General features: G+C 45.8%; 15 protein-coding genes, 16 tRNA genes and 2 rRNA genes. 2 read left to right on the top strand and 31 right to left on the bottom strand.

Annotated features, from left to right (window positions below; all coding sequences use genetic code 11):
• Window positions 1-20: 20 nt before the first annotated feature.
• The 4 genes from NYE25_RS16820 to NYE25_RS16835 form a co-directional block, all read right to left on the bottom strand.
• Window positions 21-959, bottom strand: a complete 939-nt coding sequence (locus NYE25_RS16820; protein ID WP_042131005.1) for an ABC transporter permease — start codon at window positions 957-959, stop codon at window positions 21-23.
• Window positions 956-2,002: an ABC transporter permease gene (locus tag NYE25_RS16825; RefSeq protein ID WP_341146439.1), complete on the bottom strand. Its 1,047-nt coding sequence runs from the start codon at window positions 2,000-2,002 to the stop codon at window positions 956-958. Before NYE25_RS16825 ends, NYE25_RS16820 begins: the two co-directional genes overlap by 4 nt.
• Window positions 1,995-3,557 carry an ABC transporter ATP-binding protein gene (locus NYE25_RS16830; protein ID WP_341146440.1) on the bottom strand — a complete coding sequence of 521 codons (1,563 nt, stop codon included), beginning with the start codon at window positions 3,555-3,557 and terminating at the stop codon, window positions 1,995-1,997. The genes NYE25_RS16825 and NYE25_RS16830 overlap by 8 nt, the downstream gene beginning before the upstream one ends.
• Window positions 3,558-3,659: 102 nt before the next feature.
• Window positions 3,660-4,799 carry a BMP family ABC transporter substrate-binding protein gene (locus tag NYE25_RS16835; protein WP_341146441.1) on the bottom strand — a complete coding sequence of 380 codons (1,140 nt, stop codon included), beginning with the start codon at window positions 4,797-4,799 and terminating at the stop codon, window positions 3,660-3,662.
• 328 nt (window positions 4,800-5,127) lie between these two features.
• Here NYE25_RS16835 and NYE25_RS16840 point away from each other — a divergent pair, with 328 nt between their 5' ends.
• On the top strand, window positions 5,128-5,877 hold the full coding sequence (locus tag NYE25_RS16840) for an AraC family transcriptional regulator (RefSeq protein ID WP_042191790.1): 750 nt from the start codon (window positions 5,128-5,130) through the stop codon (window positions 5,875-5,877).
• 133 nt (window positions 5,878-6,010) lie between these two features.
• Here NYE25_RS16840 and NYE25_RS16845 read toward each other — a convergent pair.
• From NYE25_RS16845 to NYE25_RS16935, 19 genes are all read right to left on the bottom strand, one after another.
• Window positions 6,011-6,089, bottom strand: a tRNA-Leu gene (locus NYE25_RS16845).
• Window positions 6,090-6,103: 14 nt separating this feature from the next.
• Window positions 6,104-6,177 (bottom strand) — tRNA-Cys (locus NYE25_RS16850).
• Between the two features lie 12 nt (window positions 6,178-6,189).
• Window positions 6,190-6,264, bottom strand: a tRNA-Gly gene (locus tag NYE25_RS16855).
• Between the two features lie 6 nt (window positions 6,265-6,270).
• Window positions 6,271-6,345, bottom strand: a tRNA-Gln gene (locus NYE25_RS16860).
• A 21-nt stretch (window positions 6,346-6,366) separates the two neighbouring features.
• Window positions 6,367-6,439, bottom strand: a tRNA-His gene (locus NYE25_RS16865).
• Between the two features lie 40 nt (window positions 6,440-6,479).
• Window positions 6,480-6,555, bottom strand: a tRNA-His gene (locus NYE25_RS16870).
• 36 nt (window positions 6,556-6,591) lie between these two features.
• Window positions 6,592-6,665: transfer RNA gene (locus NYE25_RS16875), tRNA-Trp, on the bottom strand.
• An 8-nt stretch (window positions 6,666-6,673) separates the two neighbouring features.
• Window positions 6,674-6,759: transfer RNA gene (locus NYE25_RS16880), tRNA-Tyr, on the bottom strand.
• Between the two features lie 5 nt (window positions 6,760-6,764).
• Window positions 6,765-6,840, bottom strand: a tRNA-Thr gene (locus NYE25_RS16885).
• Window positions 6,841-6,860: 20 nt separating this feature from the next.
• Window positions 6,861-6,936: transfer RNA gene (locus NYE25_RS16890), tRNA-Phe, on the bottom strand.
• Window positions 6,937-6,943: 7 nt separating this feature from the next.
• A tRNA-Asp gene (locus NYE25_RS16895) sits at window positions 6,944-7,021 on the bottom strand.
• 26 nt (window positions 7,022-7,047) lie between these two features.
• Window positions 7,048-7,124, bottom strand: a tRNA-Met gene (locus tag NYE25_RS16900).
• Window positions 7,125-7,141: 17 nt separating this feature from the next.
• Window positions 7,142-7,217, bottom strand: a tRNA-Val gene (locus NYE25_RS16905).
• A 55-nt stretch (window positions 7,218-7,272) separates the two neighbouring features.
• Window positions 7,273-7,347, bottom strand: a tRNA-Glu gene (locus NYE25_RS16910).
• Between the two features lie 17 nt (window positions 7,348-7,364).
• Window positions 7,365-7,457: transfer RNA gene (locus NYE25_RS16915), tRNA-Ser, on the bottom strand.
• 3 nt (window positions 7,458-7,460) lie between these two features.
• Window positions 7,461-7,536 (bottom strand) — tRNA-Asn (locus NYE25_RS16920).
• 60 nt (window positions 7,537-7,596) lie between these two features.
• A 23S ribosomal RNA gene (locus tag NYE25_RS16925) occupies window positions 7,597-10,524 on the bottom strand.
• A gap of 261 nt (window positions 10,525-10,785) precedes the next feature.
• A 16S ribosomal RNA gene (locus tag NYE25_RS16930) occupies window positions 10,786-12,343 on the bottom strand.
• Together the 16S and 23S rRNA genes with 16 tRNA genes alongside form the textbook arrangement of a ribosomal RNA operon.
• 427 nt (window positions 12,344-12,770) lie before the next feature.
• Window positions 12,771-13,649, bottom strand: coding sequence for a nucleotidyltransferase-like protein (locus NYE25_RS16935; protein ID WP_042191792.1), 879 nt, complete (start codon window positions 13,647-13,649; stop codon window positions 12,771-12,773).
• Between the two features lie 127 nt (window positions 13,650-13,776).
• Between NYE25_RS16935 and NYE25_RS16940 the strand changes: the two genes are divergently transcribed.
• Entirely contained in the window at window positions 13,777-14,142 is a 366-nt protein-coding gene (locus tag NYE25_RS16940; protein WP_341146442.1) for a DUF2614 family zinc ribbon-containing protein, read from the top strand.
• Window positions 14,143-14,257: 115 nt separating this feature from the next.
• Here the strand turns inward: NYE25_RS16940 and NYE25_RS16945 are convergent, their stop codons facing one another.
• The 8 genes from NYE25_RS16945 to NYE25_RS16980 form a co-directional block, all read right to left on the bottom strand.
• Window positions 14,258-15,979, bottom strand: coding sequence for a glycosyl hydrolase family 18 protein (locus tag NYE25_RS16945; protein WP_042191797.1), 1,722 nt, complete (start codon window positions 15,977-15,979; stop codon window positions 14,258-14,260).
• A gap of 242 nt (window positions 15,980-16,221) precedes the next feature.
• Window positions 16,222-16,653 (bottom strand): Fur family transcriptional regulator, encoded by a 432-nt coding sequence (locus NYE25_RS16950; RefSeq protein WP_042191799.1) that lies wholly within the window; start codon window positions 16,651-16,653, stop codon window positions 16,222-16,224.
• 126 nt (window positions 16,654-16,779) lie between these two features.
• Window positions 16,780-18,690 carry a DUF4097 family beta strand repeat-containing protein gene (locus NYE25_RS16955; protein ID WP_341146443.1) on the bottom strand — a complete coding sequence of 637 codons (1,911 nt, stop codon included), beginning with the start codon at window positions 18,688-18,690 and terminating at the stop codon, window positions 16,780-16,782.
• A gap of 46 nt (window positions 18,691-18,736) precedes the next feature.
• The gene (locus NYE25_RS16960; RefSeq protein WP_339243492.1) at window positions 18,737-19,207 is read right to left on the bottom strand and encodes a GNAT family N-acetyltransferase; all 471 of its coding nucleotides are present in this window, start codon (window positions 19,205-19,207) and stop codon (window positions 18,737-18,739) included.
• A 122-nt stretch (window positions 19,208-19,329) separates the two neighbouring features.
• Window positions 19,330-20,775, bottom strand: a complete 1,446-nt coding sequence (gene gatB, locus NYE25_RS16965; protein ID WP_076300655.1) for an Asp-tRNA(Asn)/Glu-tRNA(Gln) amidotransferase subunit GatB — start codon at window positions 20,773-20,775, stop codon at window positions 19,330-19,332.
• Window positions 20,776-20,786: 11 nt separating this feature from the next.
• The gene (gatA, locus tag NYE25_RS16970) at window positions 20,787-22,244 is read right to left on the bottom strand and encodes an Asp-tRNA(Asn)/Glu-tRNA(Gln) amidotransferase subunit GatA (RefSeq protein WP_042191806.1); all 1,458 of its coding nucleotides are present in this window, start codon (window positions 22,242-22,244) and stop codon (window positions 20,787-20,789) included.
• 27 nt (window positions 22,245-22,271) lie between these two features.
• Window positions 22,272-22,559, bottom strand: a complete 288-nt coding sequence (gene gatC / locus NYE25_RS16975) for an Asp-tRNA(Asn)/Glu-tRNA(Gln) amidotransferase subunit GatC (protein ID WP_042131015.1) — start codon at window positions 22,557-22,559, stop codon at window positions 22,272-22,274.
• A gap of 122 nt (window positions 22,560-22,681) precedes the next feature.
• Window positions 22,682-23,065, bottom strand: coding sequence for a hypothetical protein (locus tag NYE25_RS16980; protein WP_042131017.1), 384 nt, complete (start codon window positions 23,063-23,065; stop codon window positions 22,682-22,684).
• Window positions 23,066-23,303 lie beyond the last annotated feature (238 nt).

A 23,303-nucleotide genomic window follows, 5' to 3' on the forward strand; every position in this document is an offset into this window, starting at 1 on the left:
AATCCTCGTTACTCTTATCGCTATTTCACTAGCGGGCTTTTAAGTTTTTTATTCTTTTTCCGTGTCTCAGATACGGCATAGATCACTAGTCCAATTACCGTTGCTACATAAGGAAGCGTCGCGATCAGTTCTGCAGGAATCTTCAAGACCTGTAGCGCATTCGACAAGGCGTCTGCCGTACCAAATAATAGAGAGGTCAGCGCCGTACCCACTGTCGTACTTCTCCCCATAGACTCTGCGGCAATCGCAATCCAGCCCCGACCAGCGATCATATCGCGAGTGAACAGTGACAGGTAACCCATCGACATGTAAGCTCCACCCAAACCAGCGAAAAATCCACTAAGCAGCAAAGCCATATACTGTATTTTCACAACACTTACTCCCACAGATTGAGCCGCATGTGGATTTTCACCCACTGAACGAATGCGCAGACCAAGCGGTGTACGGTTTAAGAGATAGTAGACAACAAACACAGCAATAATAGATACATACGTCAAAATGTGATGTCCTGATAGAATAGGCCCCAGCACCGGAATGTCCTTCAGCAAAGGAATCTCTACACTAGGTAGCACTTTACTCGCCAGAGAAGTAGAAGAACCCTTGTCTCCACTCAGCAGATAAAGAATAAACACGGTTCCTCCTGAAGCGAACATATTAATAGCTACGCCGCCGAGAATGATATGTGTTTTAAATTTCAGTGTGAAAAAAGCTAATATTCCAGCGATCAGTGTTCCGGACATCACGGCCCCAAGTAAACCTACCCACGCACTATGCGTGTAGCTGCTTACAATGACACCGGCTAACGCCGCAACAAGCATGATGCCTTCCATACCAATGTTGATAATACCAGCCCTATTAGAGATTAACGCTCCCAATGCGGCGAATAGAATCGGTGTCGTCACTCGAAGAACAGAAAACGCAAAGTCAGTCGTAAAAATTACATCAAACAAGCTGTTCACGCTTCCTTCGCCTCCTTCAAGAGCATCCGATTTTTCCAGAACTTCAGAAATTGCTCAGCCGAAATCAGAAGAATGATAATCGCCTGTATGATAGAAATCATCTCTGAAGGTACATCCGATAGACGTGCCATCATGTCGGCTCCGATCCGGATATATGCAAGGAACAATGCAGCGCCGATTACGGATAGCGGATTATTCTTGGCTAACATCGCTACAAGAGCACCATCTAAGCCATAACCTGGTAACGATGTCCATTGGAATCGATTGTACATCCCTAGCACTTCTACGGAACCACCCATTCCCGCGATAAAACCAGCAATCAAGTGAACCAGTATAATAACCTTCGCAGTCTTCATGCCTGAATAACGTGCAAAGTTACGGTTGATGCCTGTCATTCGCAGCTCATATCCCCATTTAGTCTTGTATAGGAATAAATGCGCTGCAATAATAAGCACAATAACGATAATAAGTCCGGTATGAATACGGGTGCCAGGTACCATTTTACTCAGCAGTGCCGTTTTCTCGAATTTGTAGGATACATTGGCAAATGCTTTTGCATCACGTAAGTGATAGTTCAGTAGATATAAACCTACTCCAAACAAAATATTATTGAACATCAAGGATGTAACCAGCTCATTAGCATTCCATTTGGCTTTGAGGATCCCGGGTATTGCCGAGAGCAACGCACCAACAATAGAACCCGCAGCAATAGCTACGACCGGATGAAGCCACCCGTCCAGCGTTAAATGAATAGCCAACACGGAAGTTACAACACCGGAGAAATAGAAAATCCCTTCAGCTCCCAAATTGAACATATTTGCCCGGAACAACAAGGAAACTGCTAGCCCAGTGAACATGAGCGGAATGGCCATCTCAATCACATTACCGATATGACCTTTACTGGATAGCGGCTCAAATAGGAATATCCCAATCGTCTTCACCGGCTGATTGCTGACCAATGAGATGATCAGAAAAGCAATAGCGAGTGCAATTACGATTACTGCCGATGTTCGAATGTATTCAAAATATTTTACTTTAAACATGATTTACGGCCCTCCTGATTTGCTCCTCGTCCTGTCGATGAATCCCTAGCATATAAAGCCCTAATTCTTCTTCACTAACCTTGGAAGGCTCCTCGAAAAAGGCAACAATCTTTCCTTCATACATCACTAGTAGACTATCGCTGATCTCCAAGATCTCATTTAAGTCTGCTGACACTAGCAAAATAGCGCAATCGTCTGAGCGCAGCTCCAACAGCTTTTGATGTATGAACTGCGCCGCGCCTATATCCACGCCCCGTGTCGGCTGCTCTGCAATAAGCAGTTGCGGTTCTGTAGAACACTCTCTAGCTACGACAACCTTCTGCATGTTACCACCTGATAACATACCTATTGGCTGAGAAGGTCCCGAACAACGGACTTTAAATTCTTCTACAAGTGATACTGCAAGCTTGGCAATTCGTGATCCATTTAAAAAGGGACCTTTATTCATAGCTTTTGTACGATACTGAGTGGACAGCAGATTATCCGCTATGCTCGCATCACTGGCTATCCCTTGATGCATCCGATCCTCTGGGATATAGGAAACGCCTAGCTTACGAATATCTAAAATATCCGATTCACGAATATCTTTTCCCTTCACTAGCACAGAGCCTTGGCTTGAGACCCCACTTAGGCTACCCGTAAGAGCCTCAATGAGCTGTGTCTGCCCATTCCCTTCTACACCAGCAATCCCGATAATTTGTCCCCCGCGTACTACAAAGTTGATATCTGTTAGCAACGCTTTGCCGTGTGCATCATTTACACCTAAGCCCTGCACAGTGAGTACCGGCTCCCCAATAGACAGAATCTCCTTGTCATATTTCAACACGACGTCTCTGCCCACCATAAGGCGTGAGATTTCTTGCTCCGTGACATCCTTCGTTTGGAAGACACCTTCACTACGTCCACTACGCATGATCGTAATTCTGTCACAGATCGCTTTAACTTCTTTCAACTTGTGTGAAATAAAAACAATCGTATGACCCTGCTCTCTTAACTGCTTAAGCTCCCGGAACAATTCCTCTGTTTCCTGTGGGGTCAACACTGCGGTCGGCTCATCCAGAACGAGGATTTTTGCACCACGCAGCAGCGCCTTCAGAATTTCAACCTTTTGCTTCATACCAACCGTGAGATCCTCCACTTTTGCTTTTGGATCCACTGCCAGATTGTATTTCTTCGCAGTCTCTTCGGTCATGCGTACAGCTTCTGCATAATTGATGCCGACGCCCTTACGAGGTTCCATGCCCAGCACCATGTTCTCTGCTACTGTAAAAGAAGGGACCAGCATAAAATGCTGGTGAACCATACCAATCCCTCTATCAATGGCATCCTGAGCAGATTGCAGCTTCACCTTTTCACCCTTGATAAAGATTTCACCTTCACTAGGCTCTTCCATGCCGAACATGATCTTCATTAAAGTTGATTTACCAGCGCCGTTCTCGCCCGCAATCGCATGAATTTCTCCCTCACGTAAAGAAAAATGCACGTCTTTATTTGCAACGACACCATTGGGATACACCTTGGTAATTCCCCGCATTTCCAGCAGAGCTTTGTTCATAGGTCTCAACGCCTTTCGACTTGGAGGTCTGCAAAAATATACAGCTGGAATTCTTCTAAAAGAAGAATCTCCAACTGTAGGTTTATCACTTTATAGCTATACTTAAGGCTTAACTACGTTACGAATGGCTTCTACTTCAGAGGTTTCCATTCCCATCGCGTTATCTACTGTAATTTCTTTATTGATCAGCTTTTGCTTCACTTCTTCAACTTTAGCCTGAAGATCGGCAGGAAAGATATTTTTATAGATTTCATTCTCTGCAATGCCTACACCATCATCTACAAAGCTCAACACATCACGTTTACCCATCTCAAGTGTACCGTCTTGTAATCTCTTCACGGCACCCAGAATAGCACTATCAATCTTTTTAATAGAAGAAGTAACGATCAAGTTTGCTTTTTCGCTATCTGTATCGTTAAGCAACATCGCCTGATCGGAGTCTACACCGATAGCATATTTCTTCTTCTCCTTAGCTGCATCAAAGATCCCAAGACCTGTACCCCCAGCCACGTTAAAAATAACGTCCACACCGGAGTTATATTGAATCAGCGAAAGCTCCTTGCCTTTAGCCGGGTTAACGAAATCGCCAGCATATGATACAGCGACCTTCACATCAGGATCAACATATTGAGCGCCCTGAATGTAGCCTACCAAGAAAGCGTTAATTCCTGGAATGTCCATGCCGCCTACAAAACCGATCACATTCTCAGGATTAGCATTTTCCATATCCGATTGTGTAGCTAGCGCCGCTACAGCACCTGCTAGAAAAGATACTTCATTTGTTGCATAAGACATGTTGTACATATTCTCTGGTGCTTCATCTATATCGGTATCATAGTTAATGAACTTTTTGTCAGGATATAATTCAGCCGTTGCATTAAACATCTCTGTAATTTCCGATCCGCCAGAAATAATAACATCCCAGTCCTCAGCGGCGATATCGTTAAACGTAGGCTCCCATTTCGTTTTATCGATACCCATTTCTACAACTTTTGTTTCTGCACCCAGCTCATCCTTAACCTTTTGCAAACCGCTATTCGCAGAGTCAAAGAAAGATTTATCTCCAAGCGTTCCTGGAATCAGAAGTACAACTTTGAGTTTATCCCCTGAACCTGTTTCTCCACCTTCAGCTGCGTTAGATCCTGCATTCTCGGAAGATCCATTACTCGACGTATTATTTCCACAGGCTGTGACCATTACCATTACTACTAGTAACAACAAAGAAAGAACTTTCTTTTTCATTTTTCTATTCCACCCCTATTTATAGTTGGTTAGTAATTTGAGAGGTTCTCCTTCTTAGTTCGTTGTATATTTCACGATTTAGATGGAAACTCTCATATTTCATGTAACATTGTCAAAATTTTAACGATTTTAACGAATACACTCGAAAATAGAGAGAAAATTATCATTTTTACGATTAATCCGACTAATTTCCGAACGAGATGGCCAGTCAGGTTGCTAATCTTCGGATTTCTTGATACGATCATATCAAATATTAATGAAAATAATTATATGATTTCGGTCATAATTTTGTACGATTCGGCTAAAACATAATTATTGGAGGCTCATCATGGATCGTGTTCTATATATTGTAAATGCAGCGCATGAGGTTAATACCTATATTCCACCACACCAGCATGAATGTTATGAACTAGTCTATTATTTAAACGGCTTAGGAACTACCAATGTAGGTTCGCGAAGTTATCATTTTCGTTCTTCTTCATTCGCGCTGATACCACCCAATCATAAACATGACGAGAATCATCGCGAGGATGCTACTATACTATTTGTAGGCTTCCATTCAAATCACCCAAATATGGAGAATTTGCAAGGCGTATATGAAGATGATAAAGACCATACTGTTCTACAGATCTTGCTTCGAATGAAAGCAGAGTTTACGCGCAAACAAGATGGATTCTCTGAACTATTGAACCTTCAAATGAGCGAAATCACTGTTCATCTGATACGGCTTCTTAGCGCCTCTGGGTTTCAATCACCAACGGAAGACAGAGTCCAATATGTTCTAAACTATATGAATGAGCATTACCGCCATAAGCTATCGGTCGCAACACTTTCTGAGATGTCTGGATACAGCTATGATCGTTTCCGCCATTTATTTAAAGAACGATTCGGTTCTTCACCTCTGCGCTATCTACTATTGAAACGTCTGGATTATGCAAAGTCTCTCTTGCAACATACCCAAATGCATATCTCTGAAGTATCAGCTGCTGCTGGGTTTGTGAATGACGCCCAATTCTGCAATATGTTTAAACGTGAAATTGGTCTCACCCCACGAGCATTCCGACTAAGCAGTCAATAAAATAACACTCCACACAAAAAGGCCGTTGATTAGAGACGCCTCTAATTCAACGGCTTAAGAATAAAAGCTCAAAGACAAAGAAAAAAGGTTTGTAAAGTTGCTTATACAAGCGACTTTACAAACCTTTTTGATATACCGGCGAGAGGACTCGAACCTCCACGGTTTCCCTCTCGATTTTGAGTCGAGCGCGTCTGCCATTCCGCCACGCCGGCACATATGAACTTAATGGAGGCGCCACCCAGATTTGAACTGGGGATAAAGCTTTTGCAGAGCTTTGCCTTACCACTTGGCTATGGCGCCATATGAAAACTTTGGAGCGGACGACGGGAATCGAACCCGCGACCCTCGCCTTGGCAAGGCGATGCTCTACCGCTGAGCCACGTCCGCATAAAATGGCTGGGGATATAGGATTTGAACCTATGCGTGACGGAGTCAAAGTCCGTTGCCTTACCGCTTGGCTAATCCCCAATAACATTTTAAAATAAAAGGGGCGACTGATGGGTCTCGAACCCACGAATGCCGGAACCACAATCCGGTGCGTTAACCACTTCGCCACAATCGCCATATTAAACTAATATTGTTGCTGTTCTTCTTAAAGTAAATGGGGCGACCGATGGGACTTGAACCCACGAATGCCGGATCCACAAACCGGTGCGTTAACCCCTTCGCCACGACCGCCATATTAAACTTTAGAGAAAGACTTTAGATAAAGATTGGCAGGGGCAGCAGGAATTGAACCCACACCAACGGTTTTGGAGACCGTTGTTCTACCTTTAAACTATGCCCCTAAAAAAAATGGTGGGGGATGATGGATTCGAACCACCGAACACGTACGTGAGCAGATTTACAGTCTGATGCGTTTGGCCACTTCGCTAATCCCCCAAAGATGGTGCCGGCGAGAGGACTTGAACCCCCAACCTACTGATTACAAGTCAGTTGCTCTACCAATTGAGCTACACCGGCATATTAAGTTGTATACTATATGGTGGCTCGAGACGGATTCGAACCGCCGACACGAGGATTTTCAGTCCTCTGCTCTACCGACTGAGCTATCGAGCCAAGAAAATGGCGGAACCGACGAGATTCGAACTCGCGATCTCCTGCGTGACAGGCAGGCATGTTAGGCCAACTACACCACGGTTCCAAAATATATAATTACTTGATGAAAATTGGTTGCGGGGGCAGGATTTGAACCTGCGGCCTTCGGGTTATGAGCCCGACGAGCTACCGGGCTGCTCCACCCCGCGTCGTTCTTAAATGAATATGGTGGAGGCTGAGGGGATCGAACCCCCGACCCTCTGCTTGTAAGGCAGATGCTCTCCCAGCTGAGCTAAGCCTCCGTAAACAACAATTGTTATTGTACCAAAGTCCACTATGTAAAATCAAGTGAAAATTTGGTGACCCGTATGGGATTCGAACCCATGTTACCTCCGTGAAAGGGAGGTGTCTTAACCCCTTGACCAACGGGCCATACTAAGTAAAATTTGTGGCGGAGAGAGAGGGATTCGAACCCTCGAGACGCTTGTGGCGCCTACACGATTTCCAATCGTGCTCCTTCGGCCAAACTCGGACACCTCTCCATATGGCTCCCCGAACAGGACTCGAACCTGTGACAACTCGATTAACAGTCGAGTGCTCTACCAACTGAGCTATCAGGGAATATTCATACCAGGCTTGATGCCTGAAAACTGAATCCGAATTGAATTTGCGTCTTAAGTATAGGATAAGCCCTCGACCGATTAGTATTGGTCAGCTCCATGCATTACTGCACTTCCACCTCCAACCTATCTACCTCGTCGTCTTCAAGGGGTCTTACTAATTGGGAAATCTCATCTTGAGGGGGGCTTCACGCTTAGATGCTTTCAGCGCTTATCCCGTCCGTACGTAGCTACCCAGCCATGCTTCTGGCGAAACAACTGGTGCACCAGCGGTACGTCCATCCCGGTCCTCTCGTACTAAGGACAGCTCCTCTCAAATTTCCTGCGCCCACGACAGATAGGGACCGAACTGTCTCACGACGTTCTGAACCCAGCTCGCGTACCGCTTTAATGGGCGAACAGCCCAACCCTTGGGACCTACTTCAGCCCCAGGATGCGATGAGCCGACATCGAGGTGCCAAACCTCCCCGTCGATGTGGACTCTTGGGGGAGATAAGCCTGTTATCCCCAGGGTAGCTTTTATCCGTTGAGCGATGGCCCTTCCATGCGGTACCACCGGATCACTAAGTCCGACTTTCGTCCCTGCTCGACTTGTAGGTCTCGCAGTCAAGCTCCCTTATGCCTTTGCACTCTTCGAATGATTTCCAACCATTCTGAGGGAACCTTGGAACGCCTCCGTTACTCTTTAGGAGGCGACCGCCCCAGTCAAACTGCCCGCCTGACACGGTCCCCGTACCCGATTAGGGTACTAGGTTAGAACCTAGATACGATCAGGGTGGTATCCCAACGGCGCCTCCACCGAAGCTTGCGCTCCGATTTCTACGGCTCCCACCTATCCTGTACAGATCGTACCCAAATTCAATATCAAGCTGCAGTAAAGCTCCATGGGGTCTTTCCGTCTTGTCGCGGGTAACCTGCATCTTCACAGGTATTAAAATTTCACCGGATCTCTCGTTGAGACAGCGCCCAAGTCGTTACGCCATTCGTGCGGGTCAGAATTTACCTGACAAGGAATTTCGCTACCTTAGGACCGTTATAGTTACGGCCGCCGTTTACTGGGGCTTCGGTTCATAGCTTCGGGTTACCCCTAACCACTCCCCTTAACCTTCCAGCACCGGGCAGGCGTCAGCCCGTATACTTCGCCTTGCGGCTTCGCACAGACCTGTGTTTTTGCTAAACAGTCGCTTGGGCCTTTTCACTGCGGCCCCCTCGTGCTATTCACACTACCGGGGCACCCCTTCTCCCGAAGTTACGGGGTCATTTTGCCGAGTTCCTTAACGAGAGTTCTTCCGCGCGCCTTAGAATTCTCTTCTCGCCTACCTGTGTCGGTTTGCGGTACGGGCACCTTCTCCTGGCTAGAGGCTTTTCTTGGCAGTGTGAGATCATGACCTTCGCTACTGTAATTTTCGCTCCCCATCACAGCCCAGCCTTAACGATGTGCGGATTTGCCTACACATCAGCCTCACTGCTTAGACGGACATATCCATCAGTCCGCGTCACTACCCTCCTGCGTCACCCCATCGCTCATAGCGGATTACGGTGGTACAGTAATTTCAAACTGTTGTCCTTCGACTACGCCTTTCGGCCTCGCCTTAGGTCCCGACTTACCCTGAGCGGACGAGCCTTCCTCAGGAAACCTTGGGCTTTCGGCGGATCAGATTCTCACTGATCTTTTCGTTACTCATACCGGCATTCTCACTTGTATGCTGTCCAGCGCTCCTTACGGTACACCTTCAACCCACATACAACGCTCCCCTACCCCAGATACATAGTATCTAGCCATAGCTTCGGTGGTGTGTTTAGCCCCGTTACATTTTCGGCGCAGAGTCACTCGACCAGTGAGCTATTACGCACTCTTTCAATGGTGGCTGCTTCTAAGCCAACATCCTGGTTGTCTGTGCAACTCCACATCCTTTCCCACTTAACACACACTTGGGGACCTTAGCTGATGGTCTGGGCTGTTTCCCTTTTGACAATGGATCTTAGCACTCACTGTCTGACTCCCGGCAATAAGTATATGGCATTCGGAGTTTGACTGAGCTTGGTAATCCTTGCGGACCCCGCACCCAATCAGTGCTCTACCTCCACTACTCTTATACCGAGGCTAGCCCTAAAGCTATTTCGGGGAGAACCAGCTATCTCCGAGTTCGATTGGAATTTCTCCGCTACCCCCACCTCATCCCCGCATTTTTCAACATGCGTGGGTTCGGGCCTCCAGTGCGTGTTACCGCACCTTCACCCTGGACAGGGGTAGATCACACGGTTTCGGGTCTACGTCCACATACTCATTCGCCCTATTCAGACTCGCTTTCGCTGCGGCTCCGTCTTCTCGACTTAACCTTGCATGTTAAACGTAACTCGCCGGTTCATTCTACAAAAGGCACGCCATCACCCATTAATAGGGCTCTGACTTTTTGTAAGCACACGGTTTCAGGTTCTATTTCACTCCCCTTCCGGGGTGCTTTTCACCTTTCCCTCACGGTACTGTTTCACTATCGGTCGCCAGGTAGTATTTAGCCTTAGCAGATGGTCCTGCTGGATTCATACGGGGTTTCACGTGCCCCGCACTACTCGGGATCCGTCTCGGAGAGAACACAGTTTAGGTTACAGGGCTTTTACCTCTATCGCGGGCCTTTCCAGACCTCTTCGCCTACCATATTCCTTTGTAACTCCATGTGAGACGTCCCACAACCCCTAAGAGCAAGCTCTTAGGTTTAGGCTGTTCCGCGTTCGCTCGCCGCTACTGACGGAATCACTATTGTTTTCTCTTCCTCAGGGTACTTAGATGTTTCAGTTCCCCTGGTCTGCCTCTACATCTCCTATGTGTTCAGAGATGAGTAACTGCGAATTACCACAGCTGGGTTTCCCCATTCGGACACCCCCGGATCAAAGCTTGCTTACAGCTCCCCGAGGCAGTTTCGTTGTTCGCCACGTCCTTCGTCGGCTCCTGGCGCCTAGGCATCCTCCGTGTGCTCTTATTAGCTTAACCTTGATTTTTCCGCAGGAAAATATCATACAATGACATTCTCTTTGGAATCATCTCACTAATAACATTTACTTGTTTGCACAAGTTGCTAAAAGATGTTCTAAAACGCAAATTCGTTTCGGTATCCAGTTTTCAAGGATCAAGTCTTACTGAGAGCTTAAACTCTCAAAACTGAGCAACGAGTGAGTAACAGGCCTAAACCTGAGATTTGGAAGTTTAACTTCCGATTTGAATGTCTTCATTGCAGAAGACGATTCTCCATAGAAAGGAGGTGATCCAGCCGCACCTTCCGATACGGCTACCTTGTTACGACTTCACCCCAATCATCTACCCCACCTTCGGCGGCTGGCTCCCTTGCGGGTTACCCCACCGACTTCGGGTGTTGTAAACTCTCGTGGTGTGACGGGCGGTGTGTACAAGACCCGGGAACGTATTCACCGCGGCATGCTGATCCGCGATTACTAGCAATTCCGACTTCATGCAGGCGAGTTGCAGCCTGCAATCCGAACTGAGACCGGCTTTGATGGGATTGGCTTCACCTCGCGGTTTCGCTTCCCGTTGTACCGGCCATTGTAGTACGTGTGTAGCCCAGGTCATAAGGGGCATGATGATTTGACGTCATCCCCACCTTCCTCCGGTTTGTCACCGGCAGTCACTCTAGAGTGCCCAGCCTTACCTGCTGGCAACTAAAGTTAAGGGTTGCGCTCGTTGCGGGACTTAACCCAACATCTCACGACACGAGCTGACGACAACCATGCACCACCTGTCTCCTCTGTCCCGAAGGCCGCCACTATCTCTAGTGGATTCAGAGGGATGTCAAGACCTGGTAAGGTTCTTCGCGTTGCTTCGAATTAAACCACATACTCCACTGCTTGTGCGGGTCCCCGTCAATTCCTTTGAGTTTCAGTCTTGCGACCGTACTCCCCAGGCGGAGTGCTTACTGTGTTAACTTCGGCACCAAGGGTATCGAAACCCCTAACACCTAGCACTCATCGTTTACGGCGTGGACTACCAGGGTATCTAATCCTGTTTGCTCCCCACGCTTTCGCGCCTCAGCGTCAGTTACAGCCCAGAAAGTCGCCTTCGCCACTGGTGTTCCTCCACATATCTACGCATTTCACCGCTACACGTGGAATTCCACTTTCCTCTTCTGTACTCAAGTCACCCAGTTTCCAGTGCGACCTCAGGTTGAGCCCAAGGTTTAAACACCAGACTTAAATGACCGCCTGCGCGCGCTTTACGCCCAATAATTCCGGACAACGCTTGCCCCCTACGTATTACCGCGGCTGCTGGCACGTAGTTAGCCGGGGCTTTCTTCTCAGGTACCGTCACTCCGATAGCAGTTACTCTACCGGACGTTCTTCCCTGGCAACAGAGCTTTACGATCCGAAAACCTTCATCACTCACGCGGCGTTGCTCCGTCAGACTTTCGTCCATTGCGGAAGATTCCCTACTGCTGCCTCCCGTAGGAGTCTGGGCCGTGTCTCAGTCCCAGTGTGGCCGTTCACCCTCTCAGGTCGGCTACGCATCGTCGCCTTGGTGGGCCGTTACCCCACCAACTAGCTAATGCGCCGCAGGCCCATCCCTCAGTGACAGATTGCTCCGTCTTTCATTCTTTCTTCAGGAGAAAAAAGAAATTATCCGGTATTAGCTACCGTTTCCGGTAGTTATCCCAGTCTAAGGGGCAGGTTGCCTACGTGTTACTCACCCGTCCGCCGCTAAGTTATTTTGAAAGCAAGCTTTCAAAATAACTCCGCTCGACTTGCATGTATTAGGCACGCCGCCAGCGTTCGTCCTGAGCCAGGATCAAACTCTCCAATTAGTATTGAAAAGAGCGATATGCTCATTTTGAAACATCTGACGAGAAAATTAATTCTCTAATTTTGGATTTCACTTTCGTGATTTCCTACTCACTCGTTGTTCAGTTTTCAAAGATCAAGCTGTTTATTTCGTCGTTGTGTTGTTCAGCAGCGACCTTTATAATATATCACAGCGCCCTCGTTTTAGTCAACCTTTTTTTAATTTCTTTTTTCGGTTGTCTTTCGAATGTTTTCGTAAGCACATCTCTGTGTCAGAGGGACGAGTTATAATTTAACACATGAACTAGGAAAGAGTCAACCATAAATTTATTAGAATAAATATGAGCGCATCATAATAGCGAGCAAACAAAAAAGAGAGTGCTCAGCCTCTCCCTATCCCTACTTATTTTATCTATAGATTACCGGCATATCCTGCATCTAATTTCTTCTCTATAAGGTATATCGGATTGCATGACCCTCTCCCCCATGACCGTCAGCCCATAAAGTAATCTCACGGATTAGCGAACGAGAAACAAGCTTTCGTAAAACTAGGGGCAACTCAGCCTCTAATTGACACAGGCCAGAATGCTGTAGTAATTCTTTTATACTCCACGCTTCCTTACGGCTATTCAGAATATTGAAAAGCAATGCACAACAATCCGTCATTTTGGACATGATCCCAAATTCACATGCTAGAAGAACAAGCTCTACTCTTTGCTCTAAGGTCTCCGTGCTGATGGTTAGTTCCTCATATAGTTTATGGACAGAAGTGTTCATACTTTTAACCTGCTCCCAAACAGCCGGCTCTGGAAATGAACCAGACTCACTCACTTCTATTCTTGCCCAATGATATAGAGCCATCAATACACAGTTATACGCATCCATAATGTAGCCAGCTTCTATATATCGTTTAGATTTCACATACAAATGCAAGAATCGCGCAAACTCCATGAACTCAACTCGTTCCTTAAGAGGCCCTTCAAATTGTAAAATCTCCCGGCGCATATCCCCTAGTATTCCTTTGGGATCCCAGATCACTTCCCCAATCATCAAACTAGTAAGGAGCTCGTTATTATCTCCCGCCATGACAGCCCGCTCCAAAGCGGAAAGGCCAATATGGACTGACTGGGTCCGTGTGTCACCGGCAATGGTGTGGCGAACAATATGTTCTAAATCCTGTTCCTCATGTAAAACTAACACAACCATATCAAAATCGTGAAGTAGCGCGCTTTGAAAAGGAGTACTCCCTTTCTGCCGCAAAGCGACAGCTCCTAAAACATTTTCTTCAAACGTTTCTCCACTCAACAAAGTTACATTGGATAATTCCATGCTTCCCTCCATTAAATTTGGCGAATTTGCGTCCAGTCAGTTATAATTCAGTTATAATTATTATTCTACATATGAAAGACAGTTCCTTCTGGACAACCCAACTATATTTAGTTAGGAGCAAACACTCATGAAGTTTAAAACGGCTAAGATCAACGCTTTTCGCACATGGGGATTACTGCTCACAATGCTCGGAATGGGACTTATGGTTTTGGGTACAGCAGGCATCGTATTCTGGGGATCAACTGGGAAAGTATTCGCTGGAATCGGACTTGTAATCGGTTTAATTTCCATGATGGCAAGTCTTGCGATCTATTTCTGGGCTGGCATGCTCTCAACGAGTGCAGTTCAGATAGAGTGCCCTGAGTGTCACAAGCTGACCAAGATGCTCGGTAAAACAGACCGCTGTATGTTCTGCCACACCATTCTTACTATGGATCGGGCTGAGGCCACTATTACTGCAGATCAGCTTGAGCATCAGCAACTAAACCACTAAACACCCCTTACAGAGGCTCATTACTAACTAGTTAAAGTGCACTCAAATATTTGCTAATACAACAAAGAGGCCCCCGATATGGGAGCCTCTTTGTTTGTTATAAATGAAATTATGATTACTTATGAATCTCTTGTAATGCTTCCCATGCTGATGGATTGCTAAAACTGCGATTCCATGATCCGATGCCTCCAAGCCCCATGGACTTAGCAAGCTCAACTCTTGATTTTAAGCTCACCTTATCTTCTATCCATATTTTCTTAAGAGCGCCATCTTCCTTGTACTCTACGTAATTCTGCCCAGCAGCCTTATCAAATGTAGGAGTTAGCTTCTTCTCTTTGATAATTTTTTCAACGGCATTCATACTAACGGATTTGGAGCTTACCTTTGTCTTGCCATCTACTTGAGCCTCAGTCCAGATGCGGGTGTACAATGGGATCCCCAAAATCACCTTCTCAGGCGGCACATTGTCTTCCTCTATGATCCGGCTTATTGAATTCTCTACCCAAGGTAAGGAGGCAACAGAGCCCGCGATAGGGCTAGCTGCCCAATGTTCATCATAAGCCATCACGATTAGATAATCGACTAATGTCCCAAGAGCCTTACGATCAAGGAATGCTGACCACATCTCGCTATTGGATTTAGGTGTCACGTCTATGGAGACGATTAGATTCTTAGCCTGAGCCATCGGTTTTAGCTCTCTCATAAATTGAGTGACATTCTCTCCGTCTTTCGTATACACATTCTCAAAATCGATATTAATTCCATCCAAATTGTATAGATCCGAATATTCTAAGATCTGTACGATTGCATTCATCCGTTTCTCATAGCTGGACAATGCCTCAGTAGTCATGTCTGGATCGAAGCTATTGCTAAGCAACCCCCATACCTCTAACCCGCGCCCATGCGCCCACTGCACATACGCACTGTCGGCCTGACTGCGCACATTGCCATCACCATCTATAATACTAAACCATGTTGGGCTAGCCACGTTAACGCCTGGTAGCTCACCGAAGGTTTCTGGGTTAGGTTTGCGTTGGTAAACAGCCTCCCAATACAAATTCACTGACTTCCCTTTCCAGTTACGTTCAGCGCGTGTTGGCGTGGATTTTTTCGGTTCCACTGTCTTTTGACCATCCCGAACAATATCACTTGCCTTGGCATAACCTGCATACCCGCTGCTTAATTGCACAAACAGCCAGTCCTTATTTTCTTCATTCCAAATATTCACGACTGCCCCAGGAGACATATCCGCAACTATAGGTGCGTGGATGGATGCCTCATTTCGTAGAGCTACTGCCTTGTCGCCTTTTTCACCTTTAACTTTTCCTAGCGAGACAGACTCTCCTGCCGTCATTAGCAGTATTGCTCCGGTATTCGTATCCTCCTGTATTTCAAACCCATATAGATCTTCTAATACATCCGCAGGAAGGTAGGTCACTTTTTCCTTTACTTCAGGCGCTAACCGCAGCTGCAGCGGACGATTGTTCAGACTAGCATCGGTTTTATCCTCCTGCATGTAAAGGAGCTCACTATCCGTTGATAGGATGACCGATTTCGTCTTCTCTTCATAACGAATGGAAGGATCCACATACTCTTGCAACAATGGTAATGGTAATAGCATGCTATCTCCAGTCCCCGAGGCAGAATAACCTGTATGCTCTCCTTTTACAAAGATGGGGTGCGCTTGAGCTTTCCAATCTACATCTATGTGCTGACGATTTGGCAATACATAAAACACTACCCAATATGCTGCTGCTACAATGATTAAAAGTCCAAATAACCGCCTAAAAAAACCTCCGCGCTTTTTGACGCGCCTCTGTCCCAGTCTTCTGTCCAAAATATATCCTCCAGATAATAATATGATTTTTAATAGAGTCTAACATTACGATTATAACATCCACTTGGTTTCGTATAACCAGTAGAAAATAGTCATTTATCCTACAAATTGTTATATTCATGAAGAAATGACGTTGTCGTTCTTATATTTGTAAAAAAATAAAAACGTGAGTCCTCCGCTTTCGGATTTCGCACGTTTAGTGATAACTTGGTAGATCGCCTTGATACCGTTCTATTCTAGTCTTAATGCTGCTTCTCTCTACAACTTTTGCAAAATCCATGCAGCTCCATACGCAATCCTGTAATCTTAAAGCCTGTAGCTTGCTCAGCATGCAGCTCTACATCCCTAAGCGAAGGATAACTGAAATCCTCAATCTTACCGCATTTCTGACATATAACATGATAATGATCAGACACATTGGCATCAAAACGGCTGGAGCTATCCCCATAGGTCAACTCACGAACCATGCCAGCTTCCATAAACATCTTGAGATTATTATATACGGTTGCCACGCTCATGCTCGGAAATTTAGGCTCTAATGCCCGATATATATCGTCAGCTGTAGGATGATTCATTGCTTCCATCAAATACGTAAGAATCGCATGACGCTGGGGCGTTATACGGACACCTGTTGTTTTTAATTGTTCCAATGCATGTTGTACGCCACTCCCCATGACTGTCACCGCCTTTTAAATTTAAAAATAAAAGAAATATTTCTTATAATTGTAAGACTGGGTTTTCAATCTTGTCAACGAAGTCGATACATTATATTCATTATTATATAAGAAAAATTACTTTTTTCAATAACCTCTCACATTTAAGTTGCTGTTTCCCTCAACCTGAATCTTGAACTCACCTGTGCCCACTTCACCAGATATCTTCTTCTTATCAATGGTTAAGGTAGGTAAATCTGAAATAATATCGCCATATCCACTTGAGCCATTCAACTTATAGTTCCCTAACTGCGGCAAATACAATTGAATATCGCCAACTGCACTATAAATGTCCCAGTCTCCTCCGACTTCATGTGAACGAACATCAATGATGCCATTCAAGGATTCTGCATGCAGCTTCGATCTGGCTCCATCAATCTCTAAATTACCATTTTTGCTAGAAATATCGATCTCGGCTTCATTCCCGGTTGCACCGATATTGCCAACTGCCGTTGATAATTTCAAGGCTCCTGTGACATTCCAAGCATTCATATTGCCACCGCTCGTTGATAAATCAACGCTGCCCTGGACGGATCTCGCACGCACAGCTCCATTCAGTGTTTTCCCTTTCACATTACCAAAGATACGATGAAGAATAAGTTCTCCATTTCCCGTTTCCAGCGAAATATCTTCGATCGCTTCTATGTTCTGCAGGGTGATCCCACCATTCATAGTGCGAACATCTAGGTTAAAACGGCGGTCTTCCGGCAAAGAAATGTCCAAATCCATTCGCGGCTGACGCTTACCTGATTCTCCGTACGCCTTGCTGTTTGAAGTGATTTTTATAGTTGGTCCTTCAACAACATCCACAAAGGACTGTTCCGAAATGGCCTCAGCCATCGGACCTTCCAATTGATCTACCCAAACTGTAGTAGTAATTTGAATATTATCTACGGGAGCCCGGTGCAATAAAATATCTCCATTAATACCATCAACGGATATTTTGGCTGTATTTAACTTCACTGGAACAATAAGTGGAGCCTTCTGAAATTTACTTCCCTTCGCCTCGCCATAGTCGACTGCAGCTGCTGTAAGGTTGAGACTCACATTTTTCCACAGATATAAGTAATGTTCTTGTTCGGCAACGATAAACACACTCGCAGCAAGCAATATAGTAGATAAAAGGCCGCGTAAATCCAATCTGATTCTTGTTCCCTTTTGTACAGAGCCTGAACGACCAGAGAAGAAATACATGAACAGGAACTCAATCCCCCACAACACTGGGATGACCGGCCACCACTTCAAGAGTAAAAGCATATAATCCGACCCGTCTCTCCAATCCAGAAACAACGGGATGGCCATAGCAATAAGCAAGACCGATGCCGTATATCTTCCTACACGCCGGTTATGAGACTCATTTTTCTTGCGCGAAACGATTCCTCTGACAATTTCTCTCGCTCCTACATATATACCACCACATAATAAAACTGCAGACACGGCCACTTCGGAGTAATGCTCAATAAAAAATTGCAGCCATGCTGGCTTTTGGCGAAACAGAATGAGAAGCGCTCCCCCTAAAAGAAGTAGAAATCCAAAGGATACGCCAGGTTCACTGACGATACTACGACGCTTAGGAGGTGTAGTTATTTTTGCCACAGGATCATCAAGCTCTTGATCTTCAGGGTAACGGAGAATCTTGTCCGCTGATTGCAGTACATCATACACATTATAGAAATATATCGCCGGAATAATCAGTGCAAGTAAAATAAGCAACGGAACATTAATCTGCATTCCAATGGATGAGAAATAAATTAAAGCTGAGATATCCAATAGTATCAAGAAGATAAAGGTAATTCCTTTGCGGAGAAGCCCAAAGTATAAGTGCCCAGTTCCTGGGATGAGAGCTGCCAATAGTCCAGCGATAAATTTGCGTTTGCGGCGGCGCCGTTTTGGACGTGGAGGGATTATCTTCTTCTGAATCTCACTCTCCGTAGTCTCAAGATCGGCTGAACCCCGCTGCTCTTCCTGCGCTGTGAGTATTGCAGAATCATTTGTCATATCTCGGCTCCTCCTTTCGTAAACATGGGTCTGTGTATATGCTTCTTCAAAGTGAACCACTCCGATAAAAATCAATCAATTCCACACCGGGAGCAACTTCCTGCGATCCCATAGGTACAAAACCATGCTTGCTGTACAAAGAAACGGCAGGCAGGTTTAGCTTCCCCGTAGATACGATGTATTGCTCCATCCCTGAAAAATGTTCAAATACATATTCCAAGAGACAGCTTGCAATACCTCTGCGGAAAAAGTCCGGTCCCACCATCATCCGCGTAATCGTGAGTTTGCCCGGGGATTCTTCTTCTATAGCAATAGCACCCATCAGTTCTTCATCTTCATCAAAGCAGCCGTAAAAATCCTCTTTAGAGCGGCTGAGCATCTCTCTCGTCTCCATAAGCGGTGGGATCTCACGAAACCCTATTAACTCCGCTTCTAGCCGGTAGGCCTTATGCTGGAGGCTCCATAGTTCATTAACGGTACTATCATCCTGGAGGTTTAGCTTAATAATTGTATTCATCCCTACTAGTCCCCTTATATGCCGCTAAGGGCCTGCCGTTGCCGACAAGCCCTTAGCTTATTACATAAGTATATTACCCCAAGTATAAACAACGTTATCGACTACTAAAGACGATAATCGTTTTAATTGCTCAATACCTCGATCAGAAGTTTATTCGCAAGACCTGGATTTGCCTTACCTTTACTTTCTTTCATAACTTGTCCTACGAGGAAACCGATGGCTTTCTGTTTACCTGCTTTATAATCTTCCACTGATTGTGGATTGGCAGCTACGACAGCTTCCACAATTCCTTTAATGGCACCTTCATCGCTGATTTGTACCAGACCTTTTTCCTCAACGATTGCAGCAGGCAATTTACCGCTCTCTAGCATTTCTTTAAATACCGTTTTAGCGATCTTGCTGCTGATGGTTCCACCTGCAATGAGGCCGATCATTTCCCCGAGCCCTTGCGGCGTAATTTTGACCTGAGACAATTCCAGGTTATTACTGTTCAAATAAGCAAGCAGATCACCCATGATCCAGTTAGCTACAGCCTTGGCATCCTGCGTATAAGTAAGGCATCCTTCGAAAAAGTCCGCTAGCGGTTTAGAGGAAGTGATCACGCCAGCATCATAAGCTGTAAGACCCAGTTCTTCACTGTAGCGAGCTTGCCTTGCATCCGGTAGTTCCGGGATCGTCGAACGAATGGATTCTTTCCACGCATCGTCAATATGCAGCACGATCAGATCTGGATCTGGGAAATAACGATAATCGTGCGCTTCTTCTTTTCCACGCATAGATAAAGTTTTCCCTTGGGCTTCATCCCAGCGGCGAGTCTCTTGTACAACTACTCCACCATCATCCAGGATCTCAGCCTGACGATATTGTTCATACTCCAGTCCACGCAGCACACCGCGGAAGGAGTTCATGTTCTTAAGCTCTGCTCTAATACCGAATTCCTCTTGTCCTTCTGGACGTAGACTGATGTTCGCGTCACAGCGCATCGATCCCTCTTCCATCTTGACATCGGATACGTCGCAGTATTGCATAATGGCACGGATTTTCTCCAGATAAGCACGAGCTTCCTCTGGCGAGCGCAAGTCTGGCTCAGATACGATTTCGATAAGCGGTGTTCCCACCCGGTTGAAATCGACGAGCGACGCAAAACCGCCATCTACGTGCGTAAGCTTACCCGCATCCTCTTCCAAATGAAGACGAGTAATACCAATCCGTTTCGTTTCTCCATTCACTTCAATGTCGATCCAGCCGTTCAAACCAATAGGTTGATCGAACTGCGAAATCTGATAAGCTTTCGGTGAATCCGGGTAAAAATAGTTCTTGCGGTCGAATTTACTAACATCACCAATGGTACAATTTAGCGCCATCGCTGCTTTCATAGCGTAATCTACCGCTTGTTTGTTAAGAACTGGCAATACGCCGGGGTGACCCAGGCAGACAGGACAGGTATGTGTGTTAGGCGGAGCTCCAAATTCAGTGGAGCATCCGCAAAAGATTTTGGAGTTGGTATGAAGTTCTACGTGAACCTCTAAGCCGATGACCGTTTCGTATTTAGACATAAGTAATCCCATTCCCTCCTTTACTACAGCTGTGGACGCTGCTTGTGATGATCAGTATTTTGTTCAAACGCGTGAGCAACACGCAGAATCGTACTCTCGTCAAATTCTTTACCGATAATTTGCAAACCTACTGGCATGCCTTCCGCAAAGCCACAAGGAACGCTAACAGCAGGAATACCTGCCAAGCTCACAGGAATCGTGAGAATATCGTTCAGATACATGGTCAGCGGATCCTCCGTCTGTGAACCTAATTTGAATGCTGTCGTAGGCGCTGTAGGCCCGATGACCACATCATATTTTTTAAAGATGTCATCAAAGTCCTGTTTAATCAAAGTACGCACTTTTTGTGCTTTTAAATAATAAGCATCGTAATACCCGGAGCTAAGCGCATAAGTCCCTAGCATAATACGACGTTTGACCTCAGGGCCAAAGCCGCGACTGCGGGAATTAAGATATAGATCAAGCAATCCTCCGCCTTCATCTACACGTGCACCATAACGCACACCGTCAAAACGCGCGAGGTTAGATGAAGCTTCCGAAGAGGACAGCAAATAATAAGCTGCTACTGCGTATTCCGTATGTGGTAACGAAACTTCCTCCCAGACAGCACCCATTCCTTCCAGCACCTTAAGTGCGGACAAGACTGTCTCACGCACAGAAGCATCGACACCTGCTCCCAAGTATTCCTTAGGTACAGCAATGCGAAGTCCGGAAACATCACCAGTCAGAGAACTCAAATAATCAGGAATTTCTACTTTAGCTGAAGTAGAGTCCTGGGCATCATAACCAGCAATCGCTTGAAGCACATATGCAGAATCCTCTACATTACGTGTTAATGGTCCAATCTGATCGAGTGAGGAAGCAAAGGCTACCAGTCCATATCGTGATACAAGACCATAAGTAGGTTTGAGACCTACAACACCACAATAGGAAGCAGGCTGGCGGATGGAACCCCCAGTATCCGAACCTAGTGAGAAGAACACTTCGCCTGCAGCTACTGCTGCAGCAGATCCGCCACTGGAACCGCCGGGCACACGCTCTAAATCCCAAGGATTGCGTACAGGACCAAAGCTTGAATTCTCATTAGATCCACCCATTGCGAATTCATCCATATTCAATTTACCGATCGTTACGGCATCTGCCTGCTGCAGTTTAGAAGCCACAGTAGCGTTATAAATCGGCTGGAAATCTTTCAAAAATTGGCTGGCACAGGTCGTGCGTAGTCCCTTAGTTACAATATTATCCTTAATTCCGGCAGGAAGACCAAACAGCAATCCACGTGCTGCTCCAGATGCCAGTTTGTCGTCCAAAGCGCGTGCGGTGCTACGAGCGCCCTCCTCGTTCAAGGTCAAAAATGCATTTACTTTCTTATCCCGCTCAGCGATAATCGCCAGCGATTCTTCAGTCAGTTCACTGACCGATACTTCTTTAGCAGTTAACATGCGATGTACTTCAGGCAATCGATTTTGAAACAGGCTCAAGATTCTTCCCCCTTTCTAATTATGTAGTTATTCCAAAACAGCTGGAACCTTGAAATGTCCGTCTTCATCGTCCGGCGCGTTAAGAAGTGCTTCCTCTTGCGTTAGGCTTTCCTTCACAACATCATCACGCATCACATTACTGACCTGCAGTACATGCGTGGTCGGCTTCACATTCTCCGTATCTAGCTCATTCAACTTCTCAGCATATTGTAAAATAGCATTCATTTGTTCTGTAAAGGTTGCCTCTTCTTCCGGGCTCAATTGCAGACGAGCCAGCTTGGCCACATGCTGCACATCTTTAACGGTAATGCTCATAAGATAAATCCCTCCTGTTTAAAGGGCTAAAGCGCCCGGATAACGTTTTTAATTATATTGTAGAAGCTTGGACAATTCAATGATGGGGTTATAACAAAAAAGCCGGCTTTCGCCGGCCTTCCTTAAATCCAAGCTCTAAGATTCACTTGTTTGATGAAATCTGCTTGGGACATGCTTTCGGTTGACGTTGTTTCCGTCTCTTCTGTATCCATATCTTCACCGTTCATCAAATGATGGAACAGCTTCTCATTGTACGTGGACAAAGCATAATCAATTAACGCTTCATGCGTTGCTCTTTCAGCCTCAGCTACTAATAAATGTTCTTCCGCCTCAATGTCTTCAGCCGGAACATAAAAGTTCCTGTTGGCTTCCGGTACACGTATAACATAGTCAAACGCATTATCGGGATTGCGGTCGTAAGCAATTAGGTAGCCGTATTCCCCGATAGGAAGACTCTGCTCAAAAGCGTCCGCAACAATGACAATCTTTTCTCCTAAACGCAGCATCGCCCTACCTCCTGACCCCAAAATCTATCATGATTTTGCTTATTTCAACAGTCTACTAAAAAAAGATAGAACTGTCTAGCGGCAGGCCGGACGATCCTGAGAATTCTACCAAGCAATAACGCCTCGGCGTCCCCTAAGGACGATATGCGTTTATGCGAGAAATAGAAGGAAAATGTATAGTGTGAAACTTATACTTTCTTATATTTTTAAATATACTATATTCGATACAGCACAGGAT

It is taken from the genome of Paenibacillus sp. FSL E2-8871 (genome assembly GCF_038000345.1).
Lineage (GTDB): Bacteria > Bacillota > Bacilli > Paenibacillales > Paenibacillaceae > Paenibacillus_AQ.